The sequence below is a fragment of the Symbiopectobacterium sp. Eva_TO genome (assembly GCF_053848865.1).
Genome location: NZ_JBSPEY010000004.1, coordinates 4,062,405 through 4,085,392 on the forward strand (window position 1 = coordinate 4,062,405; position 22,988 = coordinate 4,085,392).

17 protein-coding genes and 5 pseudogenes are annotated in these 22,988 nt (G+C 52.6%); 18 read left to right on the forward strand and 4 right to left on the reverse strand.

Annotated elements, in window-relative coordinates:
• The first annotated feature begins 270 nt into the window (after positions 1–270).
• The 3 genes and pseudogenes from ACWWJF_RS23885 to ACWWJF_RS23895 all read left to right on the forward strand — a co-directional run bounded on the left by ACWWJF_RS23885 (position 271) and on the right by ACWWJF_RS23895 (position 3,212).
• The gene (locus ACWWJF_RS23885; RefSeq protein ID WP_455870749.1) at positions 271–1,563 is read left to right on the forward strand and encodes an acyltransferase family protein; all 1,293 of its coding nucleotides are present in this window, start codon (positions 271–273) and stop codon (positions 1,561–1,563) included.
• A 264-nt stretch (positions 1,564–1,827) separates the two neighbouring features.
• Positions 1,828–2,097: pseudogene (locus ACWWJF_RS23890) on the forward strand (DUF481 domain-containing protein); the annotation flags it as partial.
• Between the two features lie 80 nt (positions 2,098–2,177).
• Positions 2,178–3,212 carry an IS630 family transposase gene (locus ACWWJF_RS23895; RefSeq protein WP_455870938.1) on the forward strand — a complete coding sequence of 345 codons (1,035 nt, stop codon included), beginning with the start codon at positions 2,178–2,180 and terminating at the stop codon, positions 3,210–3,212.
• On the opposite strand, the pseudogene ACWWJF_RS23900 reads toward ACWWJF_RS23895, so the two are convergent.
• A pseudogene (locus tag ACWWJF_RS23900) lies at positions 3,204–4,249 on the reverse strand (IS630 family transposase). The gene ACWWJF_RS23895 and the pseudogene ACWWJF_RS23900 overlap by 9 nt on opposite strands.
• Before the next feature lie 20 nt (positions 4,250–4,269).
• Between ACWWJF_RS23900 and ACWWJF_RS23905 the strand changes: the two are divergent.
• Both ACWWJF_RS23905 and ACWWJF_RS23910 read left to right on the forward strand, forming a co-directional pair.
• Positions 4,270–4,686: a DUF481 domain-containing protein gene (locus ACWWJF_RS23905; RefSeq protein ID WP_455870750.1), complete on the forward strand. Its 417-nt coding sequence runs from the start codon at positions 4,270–4,272 to the stop codon at positions 4,684–4,686.
• Positions 4,687–4,754: 68 nt separating this feature from the next.
• Positions 4,755–5,923 (forward strand): IS3 family transposase gene (locus ACWWJF_RS23910; RefSeq protein ID WP_455870751.1). Its coding sequence is split into 2 segments (ribosomal slippage): positions 4,755–5,010 and positions 5,010–5,923, totalling 1,170 coding nucleotides; the frame shifts between segments, so codons are not numbered across the junction.
• A 3-nt stretch (positions 5,924–5,926) separates the two neighbouring features.
• Here ACWWJF_RS23910 and ACWWJF_RS23915 read toward each other — a convergent pair.
• Positions 5,927–6,622, reverse strand: coding sequence for a gamma-glutamylcyclotransferase (locus ACWWJF_RS23915; RefSeq protein WP_455870752.1), 696 nt, complete (start codon positions 6,620–6,622; stop codon positions 5,927–5,929).
• 307 nt (positions 6,623–6,929) lie between these two features.
• Here ACWWJF_RS23915 and ACWWJF_RS23920 point away from each other — a divergent pair.
• From ACWWJF_RS23920 to ACWWJF_RS23935, 4 genes and pseudogenes are all read left to right on the forward strand, one after another.
• Positions 6,930–7,760: pseudogene (locus ACWWJF_RS23920) on the forward strand (siderophore-interacting protein).
• A 299-nt stretch (positions 7,761–8,059) separates the two neighbouring features.
• Positions 8,060–9,160 carry a sodium-potassium/proton antiporter ChaA gene (gene chaA, locus ACWWJF_RS23925; protein ID WP_455871241.1) on the forward strand — a complete coding sequence of 367 codons (1,101 nt, stop codon included), beginning with the start codon at positions 8,060–8,062 and terminating at the stop codon, positions 9,158–9,160.
• Positions 9,161–9,311: 151 nt separating this feature from the next.
• Entirely contained in the window at positions 9,312–11,012 is a 1,701-nt protein-coding gene (gene dauA, locus ACWWJF_RS23930) for a C4-dicarboxylic acid transporter DauA (protein ID WP_455870753.1), read from the forward strand.
• A 162-nt stretch (positions 11,013–11,174) separates the two neighbouring features.
• A pseudogene (locus ACWWJF_RS23935) lies at positions 11,175–12,505 on the forward strand (IS4 family transposase).
• Between the two features lie 9 nt (positions 12,506–12,514).
• Here ACWWJF_RS23935 and ACWWJF_RS23940 read toward each other — a convergent pair.
• The gene (locus ACWWJF_RS23940) at positions 12,515–12,913 is read right to left on the reverse strand and encodes a hypothetical protein (RefSeq protein WP_455870754.1); all 399 of its coding nucleotides are present in this window, start codon (positions 12,911–12,913) and stop codon (positions 12,515–12,517) included.
• A 316-nt stretch (positions 12,914–13,229) separates the two neighbouring features.
• Here ACWWJF_RS23940 and rstA point away from each other — a divergent pair, with 316 nt between their 5' ends.
• The 8 genes and pseudogenes from rstA to ACWWJF_RS23980 all read left to right on the forward strand — a co-directional run bounded on the left by rstA (position 13,230) and on the right by ACWWJF_RS23980 (position 20,229).
• Positions 13,230–13,976 (forward strand): two-component system response regulator RstA, encoded by a 747-nt coding sequence (gene rstA / locus ACWWJF_RS23945; protein WP_455870755.1) that lies wholly within the window; start codon positions 13,230–13,232, stop codon positions 13,974–13,976.
• Entirely contained in the window at positions 13,973–15,280 is a 1,308-nt protein-coding gene (gene rstB, locus ACWWJF_RS23950) for a two-component system sensor histidine kinase RstB (protein WP_455870756.1), read from the forward strand. The genes rstA and rstB overlap by 4 nt, the downstream gene beginning before the upstream one ends.
• Before the next feature lie 123 nt (positions 15,281–15,403).
• The gene (gene asr / locus ACWWJF_RS23955; RefSeq protein WP_455871242.1) at positions 15,404–15,682 is read left to right on the forward strand and encodes an acid resistance repetitive basic protein Asr; all 279 of its coding nucleotides are present in this window, start codon (positions 15,404–15,406) and stop codon (positions 15,680–15,682) included.
• Positions 15,683–16,086: 404 nt separating this feature from the next.
• Positions 16,087–16,923, forward strand: a complete 837-nt coding sequence (locus tag ACWWJF_RS23960) for a trypsin-like serine peptidase (protein WP_455871243.1) — start codon at positions 16,087–16,089, stop codon at positions 16,921–16,923.
• Positions 16,924–17,150: 227 nt separating this feature from the next.
• Positions 17,151–17,801, forward strand: coding sequence for a GAF domain-containing protein (locus tag ACWWJF_RS23965; RefSeq protein WP_455870757.1), 651 nt, complete (start codon positions 17,151–17,153; stop codon positions 17,799–17,801).
• A 2-nt stretch (positions 17,802–17,803) separates the two neighbouring features.
• Complete coding sequence (locus tag ACWWJF_RS23970; RefSeq protein ID WP_455870758.1) at positions 17,804–18,010, forward strand: hypothetical protein; 207 nt, start codon at positions 17,804–17,806, stop codon at positions 18,008–18,010.
• A gap of 108 nt (positions 18,011–18,118) precedes the next feature.
• Positions 18,119–18,943 (forward strand): annotated as a pseudogene (locus ACWWJF_RS23975) (EAL domain-containing protein).
• Between the two features lie 77 nt (positions 18,944–19,020).
• Positions 19,021–20,229: an IS256 family transposase gene (locus tag ACWWJF_RS23980; RefSeq protein ID WP_455870759.1), complete on the forward strand. Its 1,209-nt coding sequence runs from the start codon at positions 19,021–19,023 to the stop codon at positions 20,227–20,229.
• Positions 20,230–20,466: 237 nt separating this feature from the next.
• Here the strand turns inward: ACWWJF_RS23980 and ACWWJF_RS23985 are convergent.
• Positions 20,467–21,635 (reverse strand): IS3 family transposase gene (locus ACWWJF_RS23985; protein WP_455868400.1). Its coding sequence is split into 2 segments (ribosomal slippage): positions 20,467–21,380 and positions 21,380–21,635, totalling 1,170 coding nucleotides; the frame shifts between segments, so codons are not numbered across the junction.
• 122 nt (positions 21,636–21,757) lie between these two features.
• Between ACWWJF_RS23985 and ACWWJF_RS23990 the strand changes: the two genes are divergently transcribed.
• Positions 21,758–22,965, forward strand: a protein-coding gene (locus ACWWJF_RS23990) for an IS3 family transposase (RefSeq protein ID WP_455871244.1) whose coding sequence is annotated in 2 segments (ribosomal slippage) — positions 21,758–22,079 and positions 22,079–22,965 — 1,209 coding nt in all. Because the reading frame shifts where the segments join, the coding sequence is not laid out codon by codon here.
• Positions 22,966–22,988 lie beyond the last annotated feature (23 nt).

The window sequence follows — 22,988 nt, forward strand, 5'->3', positions numbered from 1 at the left end:
ATTTCGTTCACGGGCAAACCTGAATGCCGATGACAAAAGAGACTCCGTCTTCTTTAAAAAACTTTACGTTTCTTTTCAGTTGGTTAAATAACATCATGAATATTAAACCATTCAGAAACAAGAATAAGGATTATCGTCATAATCCTACTTATTCCCGCTATTTACTTCGCTAAACTCACATTAAGAGTGGTTTTTTGTTATTTGCCACGGTAATGATTTTCGACGCCATCTGGCGTAATGCGCACTGCTGCTCGGCACTGAGGGACAATCATGATTAAACCGCGTACAGAACGCTTTATTGGACTGGAATGGCTGCGTTTTCTGCTCGGCTGCTATGTGATGATCTATCACACTGCCCATGTTTATCCCCAGATAAAACGCGTGCCTTTTTTAAGTGAACTGACCAGCATGGGTTTTTTCGCCACCAGCACCTTTTTCGTGCTTTCCGGTTTTTTGCTGGCTCACGTTTATATCCGCGGTGGACAACTGCGCGAACCCGCCCGCCATTTTTGGGCCAAACGGCTGTTCACCCTTTATCCCATCCATATCATGGCGCTGCTCGCCTCTATCGCCGTGGTCACCCTGATGCAATGGCTGGCCGTTCCGCCGGAGGGGCAGGTCGCCAGCGCGCGCTTTGTCATTTATGACACCAATGAGCCGAATGTCGACCCGGAAAGCCTACGCCATTACATGACCAATGCACAGTTGCTCTTCAATGGCCTGCTGCAGGTATTTATGCTGCAAGCGTGGAATCCCTACTTTCTGACCTTCAATGCCCCGCTGTGGTCGCTCTCAACTCTGTTTTTCTTCTATTTACTGTTCCCTGCACTGGGGCCACGCTTACTTAACAGTCGTCACCCTTGGCTATGGCTTGGTATTGTTTGTCTGCTCTATTTGATACCACCTGCCTGGATTATTTGGAAGCAGCAGTTTGGTATGCCCTACACCGGTTTACTGCAACGCGGGCCTATTTTCCGTTTGCCAGAGTTTTTAGCAGGGATTTTAGACTATGCGCTATTCCGCCATTATCTCGATCGCGCCAGAATGCCGCTGACCAGTGGTCAACGTTCCGGGGTTGCCGCGTTCATTCTGCTGAATTTCATCGCGGGTGCCTGGTTGTTCACCAATGGCGAGGCCTACTGGTATTTCTTGTTGCACAACGGTCTGCTGCTGCCCGCTCAGGTGGGATTAGTGTGTCTGAGCGCGCTGGCACGCGATCCTGATAGCCACTGGCTGCGCCATTGGTCACCGCGATTGGGTGCAGCATCACTCTCTATTTTTGCGTTGCATGTTCCGCTGTTTAATCTGTTCCGAACGCTGGAGCAACTGTTACGCGGCGATCCTAAGATCTGCTTTAGCGATTGGGAGCAGTGCGCCGTGGCCGCCGGGAACGTGCAGCTTTCACTTCCCGGCTACGGTATATTTCTGCTGGCAACCGTGGTTATCTGCTTACTGTTCCAGGAGAAAATTGTGACGCGGGTGCGCCAATTTCTCACAACGCGTTTTTTGCCACGTAAGGCGCGTCCTGAGAGAAACCTGCGCAAGCCACAACAAACGGCATGATGTCCCTCCCCTCTCTTCGCGCCACCGGACGGCGCAGAGGGGATAGCACCTTATTGAAATGTGATTTTGATCTGGTTATAGCGCTTAATCATCATTGATATGTTTTATAACAATTTAGATTCTAACGAATCGATGTTTTATTGTAGAGCCAGATCACATTTCCTGTTACTGTTTGCAGTGCCGAAATTAACGGCCCAACTGCTTTAGCCAGCGCCATTGGCAGCATTATTCATCAACGACTTCCACTGTATTATCTCCCAAAAAATGACACATACTAAACGCGCACTATCTTCCCTGGGGTTGGCCTTTGCTCTGGCAACGGCTGGCACGTCTGCAAGCTACGCCGATACGGTCTGGCTCAACAACGGGGACAAAATTACCGGGAAAATTACGCTGCTTGACGGCGGCAAACTGTTTATCACCACGGATTATGCAGGCTCCGTTTCTGTTGCCAGGGATCAGGTCAAAACCTTCGAATCCGACCACGGGTTGGTAATTCAGGGCGAGCTCTATGAAAACGGCGTGCTCTATCCTAAATAGCTGTTCCTAATACCGCTATACTCGTAATCATTGAAGATGCTTGATTTTCCATGAACAATACCCATTTCATGGTTATGAACATTCATCCCACTGAAGAGCAGAAAAAAAAGTTAAGGAATCTTCACCAAACAAGTCGTGACCATCATGTGCGCGATCGGATACGGTGTGTCCTATTGTCTGCCGATGGCTGGACGCCAGGAATGATTGCACAATCGCAACTTATTCACGAAACCACGGTACGCCGTCATCTAAATGATTGGCTAAAGGGTGAGAAACTTGCGCCTGAGAATGGCGGCTCTGATAGTCATCTCAGCGAAGAGCAAACCGCTGAACTCACCACATCTCTGACGAACAACCTTCTTCCCACTACACAGGCTATCATTGAACAGGTTGTTGATTGGTGGGGTATCCGCTACACCGTTCCGGGAATGACTAAATGGCTGCACCGCAACGGCTTCAGTTATCGAAAGCCTGTCGGTATCCCACATAAATTCAGTGCAGAAGCGCAGCAGGCGTTTGTGGAAACCTACAACGAGCTGAAACAAAAAGCCGGTGACGATGAACCCATCCTGTTCATCGATGGCGTCCACCCGACACAGGGAACAAAACTGGCATATGGCTGGATGCCTGCGGGAAAAAAATCTCAGCCAGTGGAAACCACCGGTAGTCGTACCCGTCTGAACATCATGGGAGCCCTGAACCTGAACGACATCGGCAGCACGGTGGTTCGGGAGTACGACAGCATCAACAGTCTCAATATCGCCCGCTTTTTTATCGCCATCCGGGAAACTTACCCGATAAGACAGAAGGTGCATATCATACTCGACGGAGCGGGTTACCACCGGGCGGAGCTGGTGAAAAAGTGGGCATATGTGATGAATATCGACCTCCACTATCTGCCGCCTTACAGCCCGAATCTGAACCCGATAGAAAGACTGTGGAAAGTGATGAATGAAAAGGTGAGAAACAACCGCTACTTCGCTTCACCAAAGGCGTTTCGGCAGGAAATACACCACTTCTTCCGCAATATATTACCGGGACTGGCGGGGGGCTTGTCGCGCAGGATTAATGACAACTTCCAGACGCTGAAAAATGCAACTTCAAGTTAATCGAGTATACACTTTTGCCTGTCCATGTTTTCCACTGGGAAACGGGCTGACGGTTTCCATGAAGCGGCGAGCCTTGTTCAGTCACTGCCACATTGAACAGCATTGATGATTGCGGGTAATGGTTTCATGCAACGCCTGCCATAACCGCTCTACATGATTTACCCATGGTGAGTACACCGGCTGATAAATAACTCTGAATTTCGGGTTTTCTTCCAGCCAGCGCTGCGTCTCCCGGCTTTTGTGAATAATGTAGTTATCAACTATCAGCGTGAGCGTTTTTGCCCGTCTGTACGTTGCTCTCAGATGCTCTAACATACTGATAAAAAACACGAACTTTTACTGTTTCCTCCAACATCGCTGACTTTTCCCGTCCCGCTGTGTAATGCACCCGCCAGATAATATTTCTCGTTCTGGCCCGGCGTCACGATGCGTTTCTGCTTCCCGCGAACCTGCCAGTCCGCGCCAATTTTGGGATTCAGATGAATATCCACTTCGTCTTCGTAAAAGACGGGATGTTCCGCGCTGCATTGTTCCAGCGCCATCGCGATGGCCTCCATTTTTTCTTCCTTATGCGGGTCGCGGATACGCAGCGTAGGAGCTGCGCGTCTCCACACCAGACCGGCAGAAGGCCGCCAACGGCGCACCGTGGAAGCATGCAACTGGCAACCGGTTATCTCATTGATTTTTATCGCTAGCAGTTCCGTGCTCCAGCGCGAACGCTGATAGCCAAAATCATGAGGGGAACGCTTTACGAGCTGGATTAACAGTGCGCAGATCTGTTCAAACGGCCAGCGACGGCCACGACCGGGCCGCAGAGATTTGAGGCCTTCAATGCCGTACAGGGTGAGCCAGTTAATCCATCTGCCGATTGACGAACGGGCGCAGCAAAGCATTCTGGCGACATCGCTCACGCGCTCGCCCCGGTGCAACATCAGGATGGCGGTCAGCCTGCGGGCGTGATTCTTGTCACGCGTTTTATGGAGAGTTTTCTTCATCAGGCGTCGTTCGTTACGGGGTATCGGTGCTATGCTCGACATCGCTCAGTCCGGTTGATGATTTGGGATCTTTATCGATTGATCAGATCGCTCAACTCGGACTGAGTTCCCTTCAGGTGATCTACTATTCGGAACAGTTATTTAGCCTTAAAGCGGGTGAAACCCGTTCCGTCGTCGGCGCGCCTGCCGGTGCAGGTCAAGGTGAACAAACGCTGGCGCTGACCAATATCAAATCTATCGTTACCGCGAAACCGTTTGTCACTGACTTCTCCTGGAAAGGCAATATCGACGCAGGGATGTCGCACAAGAAGAGCTCTACCGAGACAGAAAACTACGACGTCACCCTCGATACCCGGATGCGCCACGGCACCTGGCGTCATAACGTGGATGGTACATACCACGAAGCCACCGAGAATGATGTGCGCAGCACCAAGAATGCCTCCGGCGAATACGCACTGGATAAATTTCTCGATGTGTAGTGGCACACTGATACTGGCCACCTGATCGGAGGTGATATGCTCACCTCATCAACACGACAGGTGACCTCATGGGTAAACATTTTACGGCGGAATTTAAGCTCGAAGCCGCAAAGCTGGTTGTCGACCACGGCTACACATACGTTAAGGCCGCAGAGGCGGTTAATGTCAGCCATTCTGCCATTAGTCGCTGGGTCAATAAGCTTCGCCTTGAACGACAGGGAAAAACGCCAACGGGACTTCCTCTTACCCCTGAACAGCTCGAGCTGCGTGAGATGAAGAAAAAAGTCCAATGCCTTGAAATGGAGAACGAAATCCTAAAAAAGGCTACGGCGCTCTTAATGTCGGACTCACTCAACGGTTCACGGTAGTCGACAGGCTGAGGGCGCGATACCCGGTCACGGCGTTGTGCCAAACTTTTGAGGTACATCGCAGCAGCTACAGGCACTGGCAGGCTTCCGCTAATGAACCCGACGGTGAGCGCGTGGTTAAGTGTAGCCGCGTCATGGAAGCCTGGAACGCCAGCGGCGGCTCTGCCGGCGCTCGAAGTATCGCGACCATCGTCACCGGCAGCTCTGGTGTCAAAATGGGGCGCTGGCTGGCTGGCAAGCTGATGAAGGAGCTGGGTATCGCCAGCTGCCAGCGACCGGCTCACAAATACAAACGCGGCGGCAATGAACACGTTGAAATACCGAACTATCTCAACCGCCAGTTCGCGGTTACCGCACCGGATCAGGTCTGGTGCGGCGATGTGACCTACATCTGGACGGGCAAATGCTGGGCTTACCTTGTGGTGGTGCTAGATCTGTTCGCCCGCAAACCGGTGGGCTGGGCCATGTCGACGTCGCCGGACTCGGCGCTGACAGTTAAAGCGTTGCAGATGGCCTGGGAACTCCGGGGACAACCAACAGGAGTCATGTTCCACAGCGACCAGGGCAGCCACTATACCAGCCGTCAATACCGGCAAGCCCTGTGGCGCTGCCGGATAAAGCAGAGTATGAGTCGGCGGGGTAACTGCTGGGATAATGCGCCAATGGAGCGGTTCTTCCGCAGCCTGAAGACAGAATGGGTGCCGACAAAGGGTTACAACAGCTTCAGCGAAGCCCAGGACGCGATTATCCGCTACATCACGGGGTATTACAGCGCTATCCGGCCTCACTGGTATAACGGCGGCTTAACTCCAAACGAATCTGAGCGACTGTTCTACATACAGTCTAATGCGGTGGCCAATACTAGTTGACCACTACACCCACCAGTCTCCCTGCTGTGGATGTGCCTGCTTCGCCTGTTCCTGAAGCTCTCGCACCCGCTGCGCCAGCGCCGTTAAGCACTCATCGGCCATACCGTGTTTTTTGAGCGCCTCTTCCAGTGCAAACAGATACTGTGCATTCGTTCCCAACGGACCGCTGGCTCTGGCAATCAGGGGAGCAACGCGGTGTATGCAGGTATCCGCTTCGATCAGAGGATGTTGATCTTGCGAAACAAACACCAACGCCGTGAGGGTTTCGCCGTTTTGGCAGTGCAGATCGCACCATTCCGGACGGTAGCAACCAGTGATCATCTCGCGCTTCCACAGCAGTTCCAGATCTTCATGCAGTGAAGCCTCCGGCAAACGAAATGCCATCCCGGTCGTTTTCCCACCTGGCGTTAATGCCAGCATGCGTCCAGGTTGCGTTGCCGTACCGCGTCCTGCCGTAAGGCGCAGGCAAAATGCACGCTGCCAGCCGGAAAGTGTGGCCAAACGGGCTTCCTCCGGTGTAAATACCGGATTCCACATCAGTGAGCCATAGCCAAAGACCCACACCGGGCTATCAGGGCGACGCGATAGCGTCTGGTTCAGGGAGTCCGCTCGCTGCTGAGGCGTGAGCAGCAAGTTTTCTTCGATACAACCAAAAGACGTACCACAATCAGCCTTTTGTAAAAAATCGCGTGTTAACAATACCTTACCCCCCCAACAACCAATAACCGAACAATAACCGCCGCGTTTTTTCTGCCAAAAACAGCGTAACTGCTTAAAATTTATGCAACTCATTCCAGAATATGCCATTCTTTGTGTGGCAATCAAGCTTGATCTTAATCACAAAGGGCTAATGTAACGCTGAAATCGTAACAAAAAAGGGTGAACAACGCTTTTTTAGCCACACGTGCTTTTTGCCTGTCACTAAAATGATAATCACTATCATCAAAATGCTATGATGTTGTCCATCAAATCAATAATTATATCGGCTGAATGATGGAGAAATTTAATGGCTCATCCGACAGGTTTTCGCCCAGCCCAACCCCGACTAATCCAGGTTACACGCATCACCGATCTCTCCCCGCACTTGCGCTGCATCACTTTTCACAGCGATACACTGCCCGACTATCCGGCAGTCGGGCGACATGCCGCACATATCAAACTGTTTTTAGCGCGCCCCGGTCAGAAAGCGCCTACATTACCCACATTGGGTGAGCGAGGCCCGCAATGGCCTGAAGGCGAAGCGCGCCCCGTCGTGCGCACTTATACTATTTATGCATTCCGGCCAGAATTGGGCTAAGTGGATGTTGCCTTTGCCTTGCACGACCACGGCGGACCCGCCGTCACGTTTGCCCGCAACGCGCAGCCCGGAGACAGCGTAGGCATTACTCAACCGGGTGGTCCGCACCCCATGCTGCCTGCGTCCAGCGCCTATTATCTGGCAGGCGATCCCTCTTCACTGCCCGCCATTGCGGCGCTGCTCGGCGCGCTGCCCTCTGATGCTACCGGCCATGCCGTTATCCGCATCGACAGTGAGGCCGATCGTCTACTACTGGCCGCCCCCACCTGCCTCAGCATGCATTGGGTGGTCGGCTCGACCGCCAGCACCGATACGCTGTTGCAACAGTTCCACGCCGTGACGCGCGATATTGACGCCAGCCGTGCATTTTTCTGGCTGGCGGGCGAAGACCGCATCGTGGTGCAACTACGCCGTTACGTACGCAGAGAACTCAAGGTTGAGAGAAATCAGCTCTACGCTGTGCCATATTGGCGTGAAGGGTTAAACGAAGAGGATTATCACCAGAAACGTCACGATGTCATGGATAATCCGGATGATTGAGTGGGCTAAAATTCACTAGCCACATCAATATAGTGGGGAGAAAACTGCCAAATTCTCCCCACTAATCCTATTTTAGTCACCAAGAATGTAAAATTACTTAAAATCTCCCGACTGCTGCGCGCATTCTGCTAATCTGCTTCTGTTTTTTAGGCTATAACTACCTGTAAGCCACTTTTTCCGCAACGTCACACCCTTAACCATGCATTGCCGTCGCTACCCGCGTGGCGCATGTAAAGAGAACAATAAGGCGTGCGGCACTGTTAGTAAGACTCAATACTTTTGATAAGGAGCCGCCCGCCATGAAGTCGCACACCGAGGTGATCAAAACGCGTCACCACGAATATTCCCTGATCTTCCCCATCATCGCGCTGTTTGTCTTGTTGCAATGGAGCGATGCACAAAACCTGATGGCAATCCTTGGCATCAACTTTATTGCACTGGTGGGCATTCTCGCCAGCGCCTTTAGCGTAGTACGCCATGCTGACGTGTTGGCCCACCGGCTGGGCGAACACTACGGCTCACTGATCCTCAGCCTCTCCGTCGTCATTCTTGAAGTGAGCCTGATCTCCGCGCTGATGGCCACGGGCGATGCCGGCCCGGACCTGATGCGTGATACGCTTTATTCCATCATCATGATCGTCAGCGGCGGTCTGGTCGGATTTGCCTTACTGTTAGGCGGTCGGAAATTTGCCACGCAGCACGTCAATTTGATCGGTATCAAGCAGTACCTGATGGCCATTTTCCCGCTGGCAATTATCGTGCTGGTCTTCCCCACCTCACTGCCGGGCGGTAATTTTACCACCGGGCAAGCGCTGATTATCGCCCTCATCTCCGCCGCCATGTACGGCGTGTTTCTCCTGATTCAAACGCGCACGCACCAGAGCCTGTTTATCTACGAACATGAAGATGAAAGTGATGACGGCGACCCGCACCATGGCAAACCCTCTTCACACAGTTCGTTGTGGCACACCGCCTGGCTGCTAATTCATTTGGTAGCGGTGATCAGTATCACCAAAATGGACTCTGCGCCGCTTAATGCGCTGCTGACACGCATGAATGCCCCAGAGCAGTTCACTGGCTTTCTGGTCGCTCTGCTTATTCTCTCTCCTGAGGGTCTGGGCGCTATCAAAGCAGTGCTGCGTAATCAGGTACAGCGTGCAATGAACTTGTTTTTCGGATCGGTGCTCGCCACCATTTCACTGACCGTGCCAGCAGTAACCGTAATTGCCAGCTTAACGGGCAATACGCTGAATTTCGGCCTGGAAATGCCAAGCATCGTCGTCATGGTCTCGGTGTTGATGTTATGTCATATTTCGTTCTCAACAGGCAGGACCAACGTGTTGAACGGCAGCGCACATTTAGCGCTTTTTGCTGCGTATTTGATGACAATCATGCTGTGATCCTACGGGAAAGCCCTGATTTTACGTCAGGGCACCCTGCATTTTGATGTAAGTCTTAACACTCCGCGCTTAACAGGCGTATCCCACACTTCACTTATCGACGACGGGCCAACTGCCCGCCATTTTTTGTTCTTTTTTGGTCTGACATAAGATGAAAACGCATGGAGTACGCGGGGTTACGCCTTTTAGTGCGCTGATCGCCGCCTGTTGGCGCGAAAAATATACCGCACAACGTTTGGTTCACGACATTATCGCAGGTATCACCGTAGGGATTATTGCCATTCCACTGGCAATGGCGCTGGCGATTGCCAGCGGTGTTCCACAGCAGTACGGGCTTTACACCTCGGCAATTGCCGGGATTGTCATTGTGGTAACCGGAGGGTCACGCTATAGCGTTTCCGGCCCAACGGCAGCCTTCGTGGTGATTCTTTACCCGGTTTCCCAGCAGTTTGGCCTCTCAGGCTTGCTGATAGCCACACTGCTTTCCGGGGTATTTTTGGTGTTGATGGGCGTCTGCCGCTTTGGACGCCTGATTGAGTATATCCCGCTGTCAGTGACTCTGGGGTTTACCTCGGGCATCGGTATCACCATTGCCACCATGCAGATTAAGGATCTGTTTGGTCTGCTCCTGACCACCGTGCCGGAGCACTATATCGAAAAGGTGATGGCGCTGGCACAAGCGCTCCCAACTCTGACGATGGCTGATACACTTATTGGCCTGACTACGCTGGCAGTGCTGGTTTTTTGGCCCAAACTGGGCATCCGCTTGCCGGGCCATCTGCCGGCCCTGCTGGCAGGCGTTGCTGTCATGGGTATCATGTCGCTGATGGGCCATGATGTCGCCACCATCGGCTCCCGCTTTAGCTATATGCTGGCTGATGGCTCGCAGGGTCATGGCATTCCGCCTATTCTGCCGCAGTGGGTGCTACCGTGGAACGTGTCCGCAGCCGGTGAACCGGCGATGACGCTCAACTGGCAGAGCATTTCTGCCCTGCTCCCTGCGGCATTTTCCATGGCGATGCTTGGCGCTATCGAATCGCTGCTGTGCGCGGTGGTGCTGGACGGTATGACCGGTAAAAAACACAACTCCAATGCCGAATTGATGGGACAAGGCTTCGGTAATCTGGTCGCGCCGTTCTTTGTCGGCATCACCGCCACCACGGCTATCGCGCGCTCCGCCGCCAACGTGCGCGCCGGGGCTACGTCCCCCATTTCGGCGGTGGTGCACGCGCTGTTGGTGCTGCTGGCGCTTTTGGTGCTGGCCCCCTGGCTCTCTTATCTGCCATTGGCCACCATGGCGGCGCTGCTCCTGATCGTCGCCTGGAACATGAGCGAAGCCCATAAAGTGGTGGATTTGCTGCGTCATGCCCCCAAAGATGACATCATTGTCATGATGCTTTGCATGTCCCTGACCGTGCTGTTTGATATGGTGATTGCGATTACGGTGGGGATTGTGTTGGCGTCGCTGCTGTTTATGCGCCGCATCGCCCAAATGACCCGGCTTAGCGAACGCCCTGAAACCTCATCGCCGACGCGACTGGTACTGCGGGTGAACGGCCCACTGTTTTTCTCCACTGCGGAACGCATTTTTAACGACATTCTGCAACGTAGCGAGAATTATCAGACCATCATTCTGCAATGGGATGCGGTGCCGATTCTGGATGCGGGAGGACTGAATGCGTTCTTGCGTTTCAGCGATGCATTACCCGCTGACAAGCAGCTATTAATAACCGATATTCCGTTCCAGCCGCTGAAAACGTTGGCGCGCGCCAATGTGCATCCCATCGCGGGACGCCGCACGTTTTATCCCACGCTGGCGCAAGCGTTTGAAGCAACGCAGTCTATCGATTAATCTGATCACCCATCGGGCCGCGCAAGCGGCCTAGACCCACCTCGTTATACACAAGTCCGCAACGCCTTATATGCCAAGGGTTAGCGGGCTGAAATAGGCAGCCGGTGGGGTTGTAAATGAAGTGAAACCGACGTGTACTATCGCCATTTACGGCGCTGAAAAATGACACGGGATTCAGATGGCTGGGCACACCAAGAACTGGAAGGGGTAAATCTTGGTGACACGAGGCTCAATAAGCGTGCCAAAGGGCTTTTGATACGGCTGGCTGAGAATCCGCAAGCCAGCATTCCGCATGCGTGCCTCGGATGGTCTGAGACGCTGGGTGCTTACCGCTTCATGGAGAACCAAGCATTCGAATGGCGAGACATTCTGCAACCTCACTGGCAGCGTACGCAGGAAAGGATCCGAGAACACGAGGTTGTGCTGTGTATCCAAGACACTACCGAGCTTGACTTCAACGGGCAGCAAATCCAAGGCTTGGGTCCCTTGAACTACGAAGCCAGGCGTGGTCTGTACCTGCATCCGACCTACGCGGTCAGTCCGGATCGCGTGGGTTGGGCGTACTGGATGCGTGGATGTGGGCAAGAGAGCCGAAGGATGCAGACGGAAAACGCGATGGGATCAAGGAGAGTACGCGCTGGCTCGAGGGATACGAGCGAGTTGCTGAACTCGCCTCGGAGTTGCCAAACACACGTCTGGTGTACTTAGCCGATCGCGAAGCGGATATCAAGGCGTTGATGCAGCTCGCTGATGACCTTGGCACTCCGGCTGACTGGTTGATCCGCTCGACTCATAATCGCAGTCTGGACTGTAATGAGAAGCTTTGGCAGAAGGTTGGAAAGACCGTGCCGGTGGGAGAAATCCAATTCGTTATGGCGGCTCGCGCGGGGCAGAAGGCGCGTACGGTGAAACAGGCGCTGCGCGTGAAGCGAGTGTCGCTGCGTTGCGGGTTGGCAGTGACTTGTGTGATAGCCAAGGAAATTGAGCCGCCAGCAGGCGTGAAGCCGGTCGAGTGGCGGTTGCTGAGCAATCGCGTACCTGAAGGACGAGAAGATATCGTGGAGCTGATCGACTGGTATCGGGCTAGATGGGAAATCGAGATGTTCTTCAATGTGCTGAAGAACGGCTGCTGTGTCGAAGCGTTACAGTTATCGACCGTGGATCGCATTGAGCGGGCATTGGCGCTGTTCATGATCGTGGCATGGCGCATCGCCTATTTAATGCGTATGGGACGAACCTGTCCAGAGCTGGACGCAATGTTGTTCTTTGATTCCGACGAGACTCATGGAGCTTACCTACTGATGAACAAGCGTATGCCCAAGGGCCTCCCTAAGCTAAACGAAGTATTGCGCTTAGTTGCGCAACTCGGAGGCTTTCTTGCTCGAAAAGGCGACGGAGAACCAGGCGCAAAAACTATCTGGAAAGGCTTGCAGAAAGTCATGACGGCCGCCGAAACGCTACGCGCGCTCAGGCACGAACAGAGATGTGTATAACGAGGTGGCCTAGACCGGTGTAATCTGGACGTTCAGGCATTCATTGCGCTGCGACACCGTTGTTGACGCCGCGCGGGCTTCGCGGATCGTCACCAACTGTTGCGACGTCAGCGGATACGGCAACACAATATTCAGTGCAGTCAGTTTCTGCTGCTGCGCCAGCGTAATCAGTCGCGTCAGGTTGGTTTCATCGTTGACCTGCGTGGAAAGCACCTGCATTGCCAGCATTTGCTCTTGCGGAGCGACCTGACGGGTCGACGCAGATTTCGTCACCATGCCGATAATCGGCAACACGCCATACATGGCATCAATAAAACGCCAGCGTTTATTACACGGCGTTGCTAAATACTCAGCGTAATCAATACTTAACGCCTCATTGGAACACACAGACTCTGGGTTATCTCCCATGTCCTTCTATCCTGTTCGCCAGTGGGTTCATCGCGTCACTTGTACGTCAATCACCTTTCATCAAGCGTCGATAATACATCTGCCCTGTTTTACCAGGCTCACGGGTTACCCCTCTATATTGTCACGAGCGTGAGTGATTTGACAGCGTGAGCACGTTATCAAGTTCACGATATTGCAATGAAATCCGGTATCTGCACGATATACCCTTTTACGCTTCATTGCTGGCGCCGCTAATGTGTGGGCGCTATGCTAACGCAAGACGAAAACGGTTTGCCACACGGCAGGCTGACGATAGAGAACAATAGCTACGGTGACTATGCATAAGATTGCCTTTGTGGAAGATGACCCTGAAGTGGGCAAACTGATTGCGGCTTATCTGGGAAAAAATGACATAGATGTTCATCTGGAGCCACGCGGCGATAAAGCGCTCGACTTCATCGCACAGCAAAACCCCGATCTGGTGCTGTTGGATGTGATGCTGCCGGGCAAAGATGGCATGACCATCTGCCGCGAGTTGCGCCCGTTGTACAATGGCCCGATCGTGCTGCTGACCTCGCTTGACAGCGACATGAACCACATATTGGCGCTGGAAATGGGCGCAGATGATTATATTTTGAAAACGACGCCACCAGCCGTACTGCTTGCCCGCTTGCGACTTCATCTGCGTCAATACTCGGCGCAACCCGCCACGCAGGTTGCGCCTGAAACGCCCGCGGTACAGGCGCAGGTTCAGGTGCACAAAACGCTGCACTTCGGGTTGCTGTGTATCGACCCGGTTAATCGTGAAGTGACGCTGGCAGAAGAGAATATCGTGCTATCCACCGCCGATTTCGATTTATTGTGGCAGTTGGCGACCCATGCAGGACACACCATGGACAGGGATTTGTTGCTCAAAAATCTGCGCGGTGTCAGTTATGACGGCATGGATCGCAGTATCGACGTGGCCATTTCCCGTCTGCGCAAAAAATTGCACGACAATGCGCTGGAGCCCTTCCGTATCAAGACCGTGCGTAACAAAGGTTACCTTTTCGCACCGAACGCCTGGGAGAGAGCCATACCATGAGAAAACTGTTTGTGCAGTTTTTTCTGTTACTGTTTGCCAGCTTCGTGGTAATGACGCTGCTGGTAGGGTTGGTCTACAAAATGACCGCAGAGCGCGCAGGCCGTCAGTCCATGGACGATCTGATGAAAAGCTCGCTCTATCTGATCCGCAATGAGCTGCGTACCATCCCGCCGCGTGAATGGCATAAAACCATCAATGAGATGGACCTGAACCTGTCGTTCACGCTGAACATTGAGCCGCTGAGTAAATACCGTTTATCGCCGAAAGCGCAGCAGCGGCTGAATCAGGGCGAAATTATCGCGATTGAAGATCAATACACCTTTATCCAGCGAATCCCGCGCTCTCACTATGTGCTCTCGGTCGGGCCAATCCCTTATCTGTTTTTTCTGCATGAGATGCGGCTGTGGGATTTGCTATTTGTAATGTTGATTGGTCTTTCTCTGGCACTGCCGGTGTTCTTGTGGATGCGACCACATTGGCAGGCGATGTTGAAGCTGGAAAATGCCGCGCAGCGATTGGGCGAAGGCCACCTTGAAGAGCGTCTGCACTATGACAACACGTCAAGCATGGTGCGACTGGGTATCGCATTTAACCAAATGGCCGATAATATCAATCAGCTGATTGTCAGTAAAAAACGGCTGATCGACAACATTGCCCATGAATTGCACACTCCGCTGGTACGCCTGCGCTATCGCCTCGCCATGAGCGACAATTTGAGTGAGGATGAACAAACGGCGCTCAACCGCGACATTGGGCAATTGGAAGCGCTGATTGACGAGTTGCTGACCTATGCACGTCTCGATCGCCCGCAGGTCTCACTCCACCTGACGCAAATTGATGTGACTGCCTGGTTGCAAAATAAAATCTATGAGTGGCGCATGTTGCATGCGGATAAGGTATTCGCGCTGTCGATGCTGCCCGGTACGGATATTGGCTATCTTGATATGCGCCTGATGGAGCGGGTGCTGGATAATCTGGTCAATAACGCACTGCGTTTCTGCCACTCACGCATCATGGTCAGCGTATCCCGGGATGGGCCAATGGCCTGTCTTCAGGTGGATGACGACGGCCCCGGCATCGCTCAGGAAGACCGGGAAACGGTATTTGAGCCGTTTATCCGACTAGAGGCAGGGTTGGAAAACAGCAGTGGTGGTTGTGGGCTGGGCCTTGCGATTGTTTATGCCATCGTGCAGGCGTATGACGGCACCATTGTGGTGGAGAGCAATGAATGGGGCGGTGCACGTTTCCGCTTCTGCTGGCCAATCAAAACCGATATCCCTGTTCGCCCCGCACTCCCATCCTGAAGGTGTACATTGCGTTACACACCGATACCAATGACTCACAGACCCTCAACGGGCTTTTTCTTATGCTTCTTTCACCGGGCCGCTTCAGGGCCCACATGTGAACGGAATAATGAGGAATTGATGATGAAAAAAGTATTAGTGTTGATCGCAGGTGCCGCTCTGGGTCTCTCCTCTGTCGCGTTTGCAGCGAACACCACGGCTGCGCCAGCAACCACACCTGCTGCACATGCTCAAGAACATGCGAAAAAGACCGTTAAAAAAGCAGCCAAACCGGCTGAACAAAAGGCTCAAGCGGCTAAAAAGCACGTGAAAAAAGCTAAACCGGCTGCTGCGCAAAAAGCGCAAGCCGCTAAGAAACACGTGAAGAAAGCCGCTAAAAAACCGGCGCCTACCGCAGCCTAACCGCATCACCGTTTCTTGTCTCAAGATCCCTGCTCCGGCAGGGACTTGTTAGCCATAAAACACCGCCAACACCAGCGTGTTTCACGCAGAGTTAGCGAGTATGACACCCGGTGAATCGGGTGTTTTTTTTATAACAGGCATTCCAGCCGCTCCCCTTCTGGTAGCCGCCGTATGCCCGGACGCACACGGTATATTTAATGGGGTGCCTGATGATGTTCCATCGCTACTCATTTGAAATTGCGTTTACGTTGGTGCTGGTGTGCGGGTTTATCACGCTGCTGTTCTTTTTATGACGAACACAAAATCGATTCCAGATAGCACCTGAACCCACCATGCTGGCAAACCTGACTATAGTTAGTGGGCAACGTAAAAAGATATCGCTTTTCCGCAAGGTAATCCTATTGATGCGTAAACTGGCTTGGTTGTTCTGTTTGATAGCGTTAACAGCAGCCCAGAGCTGGGCTGAACAATCCCACTCGGAAGCGGAACGTCAGAAAACCCTTTTCTTCAATCATGACGACCGAGATCCGGTGCCGACACCCAACGCTTGGCCCTGGCAGGCCATTGGTCAACTGGAAACCGCCAGCGGCAACCTGTGTACCGCCACGCTGATTGCTCCGCATCTGGCATTGACCGCAGGTCACTGCGTCTTGACTCCGCCGTCAGGAAAACCTGATAAGCCGATTGCGCTGCGCTTTATTGCGGTCAATGACGAATGGAAGTATGAAACACACGCCATCGAAGCAGTGACCAATAGCGCGCTACGCAAAAAATTGCAGCCCGACGGCGAAGGGTGGATTGTATCTCCCGCCGCCGCACCGCTGGATTATGCCCTGATTTGGCTGCGGGATACGCCTGCGAGCATCACGCCATTAACCACCTGGAATGGCACGCAGTCAGAACTGAATGCCGCGCTGGCGCAACAACAAGCAAAGGTCACGCAGGCAGGCTATCCTGAAGACCATCAGGAAGCGCTCTATCGCCATCAGGATTGTGTCATTACCGGTTGGGCCGCGTCCGCGATTTTATCTCACCAGTGCGACACCTTACCCGGCGACAGCGGTTCTCCACTGATGCTGAAAACACTACAAGGCTGGCAATTGATTGGTATTCAAAGCTCTGCTCCAGATGCCAGCGAACGCGATCGCGCTGACAATCATGCGGTTGCCATCACCGCCATTCAACGGCAATTGAAGGCGCTGGCACGTCATGCGATGAAAAACGCTGCTGTTTCAGAATAATTTATCGCCAAACGCGGCGTAAAGCTAAACGCTGCGCATACAAGCGCTAGCCAGGCGATCGGTTTCATGTAAAATCGCTTTACTACGCCCTTCTCGTTTTCATCAGATAATGCAAACGCGATACTTCTCCGGTTTTTTATCCTGTGAAATATCATGAATAGCGGTGCCTAATGACAGGTTTGTCCCCTATTGAATAGGCTAAGATGAGGTGTTCTTATAGCGCATAAATGGAGTCATCAATGCTAAGACAATTGAATCATGATGAGGAGCAGCGGATGCATGCGCTCGATAGGTTATTGTTTCACCTGGATACCTCTCAAGATAATGTACTTAGCCAAATCACTTCGTTGATCAGCAAGATATTGAATATGCCCAGCGCGCTGATCACCGTCAGTGATACCCATTCATTGCATATCAAAGCCAAACACAATTTCGTGCTCAGCGAGATGCGCAAAGTCGGCGCACTCGATCAGTACACCATGCAAACTAACGAACTGCTGGTCTGCAATGATGCATCGCAGGATGAGCGCTTTAAGAACAGCCCATATGTCAGCAGTGAGCCTAATATCCGGTTTTATGCGGGTATCCCACTGATTACCAAAGCCGGTTATGCCATCGGCACCCTGAGCGTTGTCGACTATGTTACGCGTTCGTTTTCAAAAATGCAGCGCCGTGATTTAAAAACGCTGGCATCCATTACCATGGCGCTGATCGAATACCGCAACGCTATTGGCCTAATCGATGCCGTGACCCTGTTGCCCAATCGCCAGCGCCTTATCAAGACATCAGCCAGTCCACGGATATTTTCGAAGATTTCGTTCTCATCCTGCTCGATAGCATCGATCTTACCTATCTCTATGAAATGGCGCGCTATCTAGGGATGCCAACCGTAGAAAGCGTACTCAAAGATATCGGCCTGTTCCTACGGCTGAATATCAGCCGACAAGCCAGCATCTACAGCATTTCTGCGGGTCGGTTTGCACTGCTGGTCAAAAAAGAGCAGCAAGAGCAGGTACTGAGTACGCTGATGTCGTGCGCTGACCGAATTCAGCAGAGCATCACCAGCCATATCCCGTTGAAACTGTAAATTTTTATCGGCTATACCGAATTTCAGATCCCGATTGATGACCCGCAACGTATTCTGAGTGAGGCGTTGAGTGCGCTACACGATGCGCTTAAGAAAAATACACGCCTGATGGCCTATCACAAGGAGAGTGATGAGTATCAAAAGCGTGCTTTCACGCTGCTTAACGATTTATCGGATACCTTGCAACACGGCCATCCGGGTCTGTATCTGGTGTACCAGCCGAAATTACATATCAAAACGCGGCGCGTGATCGGTGCCGAAGCGTTGATTCGCTGGCGACCCCCCGAATTCGGTGAAATCTATCCGGACCAATTTATTCCACTGGCCGAAGATACCACCTTGATGCGACCACTAACGGAGTGGGTTATTCAGTAGGCGGCACGGCAAGTCAGAAAATGGCGACAATCTGGCATTAATATTTCCGTCTCGGTTAACGTCACCGTTACCAACTTCGCCGAAGAAGATTTGATTGAACGTTTACAACACATCCTACGAACCAATGAACTCAGCATCCACGATATTGAATTTGAATGCCTTGAAACGCAAAAAATAGTTGAAAATTCCTCTTCACTCTCCACCATTAAAAAGCTGAAAGACCAGGGCTTCATGATCTCCCTGGATGACTTTGGAACCGGTTACAGCAACCTTAACTACCTGAAAAATACGCCAGCCCACGTTATCAAACTCGATAAGTCGCTGATCAAGGATATGAAGACGGATAAGAGCAGCCGCATTATCGTGCAGCACACCATTGAGATGCAGCATAAATTGAATTATCTGGTGCTGGCAGAAGGGATTGAAGATGAGGAAACGCTCGACTATTTAGGGCAGTACAATTGCGATCAGGGCCGGGGCTATTATTTCTCACGCCCGTTGGTGGCCGACAATTTTGCACAGTGGTTAGAGTTACACGATGCCAGCATAAAATCGTAACCCTCGACCCTGTACATAAATTTGTGTAATTGCCTGATTTTGATATGTTCAATCCAACATCAAAAACAGGTTAATTTATGGACGAAAAACAGTTGCAGGCTCTGGCTAACGAACTGGCCAAAAATCTCAAAACCCCTGGCGATCTCAGCCAATTCGATCGCCTGCTGAAGAAAATCAGCGTTGAGGCTGCTCTCAACGCCGAAATGTCCCACCATCTGGGCTACGATAAAAATCAGCCCAAACCGGGGGCCAACTCCCGCAACGGCTATTCCACAAACACCGTGACCACCGGCGATGGCCCTCTGGAACTACGTACTCCGCGCGATCGTGATGGCTCCTTCGAACCACAACTGGTGAAGAAAAACCAGACCCGGATCACCGGGATGGATAACCAAATCCTGTCCCTGTACGCCAGAGGGATGACCACCCGCGAGATAGCGTCTGCGTTCAAAGAGCTGTATGACGCGGATGTCTCACCGGCTCTGGTCTCCAAGGTCACCGACGCCGTGATGAAACAGGTTACTGAATGGCAAAATCGTCCACTGGATGCAGTCTATCCCATTGTTTACCTTGACTGTATCATCCTGAAGGTCCGGCAGGACAGTCGCGTCATCAATAAATCCGTGTTCCTGGCACTGGGTATCAACATCGAGGGCCAGAAAGAACTGCTGGGTATGTGGCTGGCCGAAAACGAGGGCGCGAAGTTCTGGCTCAATGTGCTGACAGAACTAAAAAACCGCGGCCTGAACGATATCCTCATCGCCTGTGTCGACGGTCTGAAAGGCTTCCCGGACGCCATCAACGCGGTGTATCCGGAAGCCCGCATCCAGCTGTGCATCGTGCACATGGTACGCAACAGCCTGAGGTTCGTCCCTTGGAAGGACTACAAAGCCGTCACACGCGACCTGAAAGCCATCTATCAGGCCGCTACGGAAGAAGCAGGCCAGCAGGCGCTGGAAGCATTCGCTAGCGCATGGGACAGCCGCTATCCACAGATAAGCCGGAGCTGGCAGACGAACTGGAGCAATCTGGCAACGTTCTTCGCTTACCCGGCAGATATCCGCAAAGTCATCGACACAACCAACGCCATCGAGTCGCTGAACAGTGTGATCCGGCATGCGATTAAAAAACGCAAGGTGTTCCCGACTGACGACGCAGTGAAAAAGGTGGTGTGGCTGGCAATCCCGTCGGCCTCACAGAAATGGACGATGCCACTACGGGACTGGCGTATGGCAATGAGCCGTTTTATTATCGAGTTCGGTGACCGCCTGGACGGTCACTACTGAGAAAGGCATTTACACAGAATCATGTACAGGGTCTAACCCATATCGTTATACACATCTTTTGGCCATTTTTTGAACAGGATGCTCAGAACCCCGTGAATTAAGGCATTCAAGCCATCCCATTGGCTTTTTGAGGTTCAAAATGCCACTCTGAGATAAACCCGTAACTCATTGATTAAACAGTGCGTTAGAACGATGTGTATAACGATATGGGTCTAACCCTCCGTCGCTATGTAGTGGTCAACTAATATTGGCCACCGCATTAGACTGTATGTAGAACAGTCGCTCAGATTCGTTTGGAGTTAAGCCGCCGTTATACCAGTGAGGCCGGATAGCGCTGTAATACCCCGTGATGTAGCGGATAATCGCGTCCTGGGCTTCGCTGAAGCTGTTGTAACCCTTTGTCGGCACCCATTCTGTCTTCAGGCTGCGGAAGAACCGCTCCATTGGCGCATTATCCCAGCAGTTACCCCGCCGACTCATACTCTGCTTTATCCGGCAGCGCCACAGGGCTTGCCGGTATTGACGGCTGGTATAGTGGCTGCCCTGGTCGCTGTGGAACATGACTCCTGTTGGTTGTCCCCGGAGTTCCCAGGCCATCTGCAACGCTTTAACTGTCAGCGCCGAGTCCGGCGACGTCGACATGGCCCAGCCCACCGGTTTGCGGGCGAACAGGTCTAGCACCACCGCAAGGTAAGCCCAGCATTTGCCCGTCCAGATGTAGGTCACATCGCCGCACCAGACCTGATCCGGCGCGGTAACCGCGAACTGGCGGTTGAGATAGTTCGGTATTTCAACGTGTTCATTGCCGCCGCGTTTGTATTTGTGAGCCGGTCGCTGGCAGCTGGCGATACCCAGCTCCTTCATCAGCTTGCCAGCCAGCCAGCGCCCCATTTTGACACCAGAGCTGCCGGTGACGATGGTCGCAATACTTCGAGCGCCGGCAGAGCCGCCGCTGGCGTTCCAGGCTTCCATGACGCGACTACACTTAACCACGCGCTCACCGTCGGGTTCATTAGCGGAAGCCTGCCAGTGCCTGTAGCTGCTGCGATGTACCTCAAAAGTTTGGCACAACGCCGTGACCGGGTATCGCGCCCTCAGCCTGTCGACTACCGTGAACCGTTGAGTGAGTCCGACATTAAGAGCGCCGTAGCCTTTTTTAGGATTTCGTTCTCCATTTCAAGGCATTGGACTTTTTTCTTCATCTCACGCAGCTCGAGCTGTTCAGGGGTAAGAGGAAGTCCCGTTGGCGTTTTTCCCTGTCGTTCAAGGCGAAGCTTATTGACCCAGCGACTAATGGCAGAATGGCTGACATTAACCGCCTCTGCGGCCTTAACGTATGTGTAGCCGTGGTCGACAACCAGCTTTGCGGCTTCGAGCTTAAATTCCGCCGTAAAATGTTTACCCATGAGGTCACCTGTCGTGTTGATGAGGTGAGCATGATGTAGCCCCCTGTAACACCAGACAGTAGCTGTATCTCCAGATAAGAGATAGGCTTAGATATATGTCTAACAATCATGCTAATTTTGAAATGACCGGGATCCTGTTAGGGCAAGAAGTCCGTAAGCGTAAAACTCCGCAAGAGAAAATCGCCATCATTCAGCAGACAATGGAGCCGGGGATGAACGTCTCCCATGTAGCCCGCCTGCATGGCATCCAGCCCAGCCTTTTGTTTAAGTGGAAGAAGCAATACCAGGAAGGAAGCCTCACCGCCGTTGCGGCCGGAGAAGAAGTGGTTCCAGCTTCGGCGCTGGCGACTGCCCTCAAGCAGGTCCGGGAGCTACAGCGCCTTCTGGGTAAGAAGACGATGGAAGTTGAGATCCTCAAAGAAGCAGTGGAGTACCGCCAGTCGCGAAAATGGATAGCGCACGCGCCCTTGTTGCCAAAGGACGGGGAATAGCTCTGGTCAGCCGCGCCATGAGCGTGTCGCGTGCGCAGCTGTCACTGCGGGTTAACCGTTCTGCCGACTGGCTGGACAGGCGCAGCAACCGGCGTAATGACGAAGCTGATGCTGAGATATTATCGGACATCCTCCGTATCATCAGCGACATGCCCAGTTACGGTTACCGCCGAGTGTGGGGTATCCTGCGTAAGCAACGTCGTGCAGAGGGACTTCCACCGGTGAACGCCAAACGGCTTTACAGGATAATGAGCGAGCATAACCTGCTGTTGTTGCATGATAAAACTGAACGTCCGAAGCGGGAGCATAAAGGCAAAATCGCGGTAGCAGAGAGCGATATGCGCTGGTGCTCAGATGGCTTCGAGTTCGGTTGTGACAACGGCGAGAAGCTGCGGGTGACGTTCGCACTGGACTGCTGCGACCGGGAGGCCATAGACTGGGCAGCGAGCACAAGGGGTTATGACAGTTCAACCGTGCAGGATGTGATGCTGAGGTCGGTGGAAAAACGCTTCGGTAGCGCGCTGCTGGATAAACCAGTGCAATGGCTGACGGATAATGGTTCAGCGTACACAGCGCATGAAACGCGGAAGTTCGCCAGAGAACTGAATCTGGAGCCCTGCACAACAGCAGTGAGCAGTCCACAGAGTAACGGCATGGCAGAACGGTTCGTGAAGACGATGAAGGAAGATTACATCGCCTTCATGCCAAAACCCGATGTGCGAACAGCGCTGAAGAATCTTGCAGCGGCGTTCAATCATTACAATGAAAACCATCCGCACAGTGCGCTGGGATACAACTCCCCAAGAGAATATCGGCGCCAGCGGGCATCGTTAACTTAAGATACAAAAGCTGTCCGGAGATG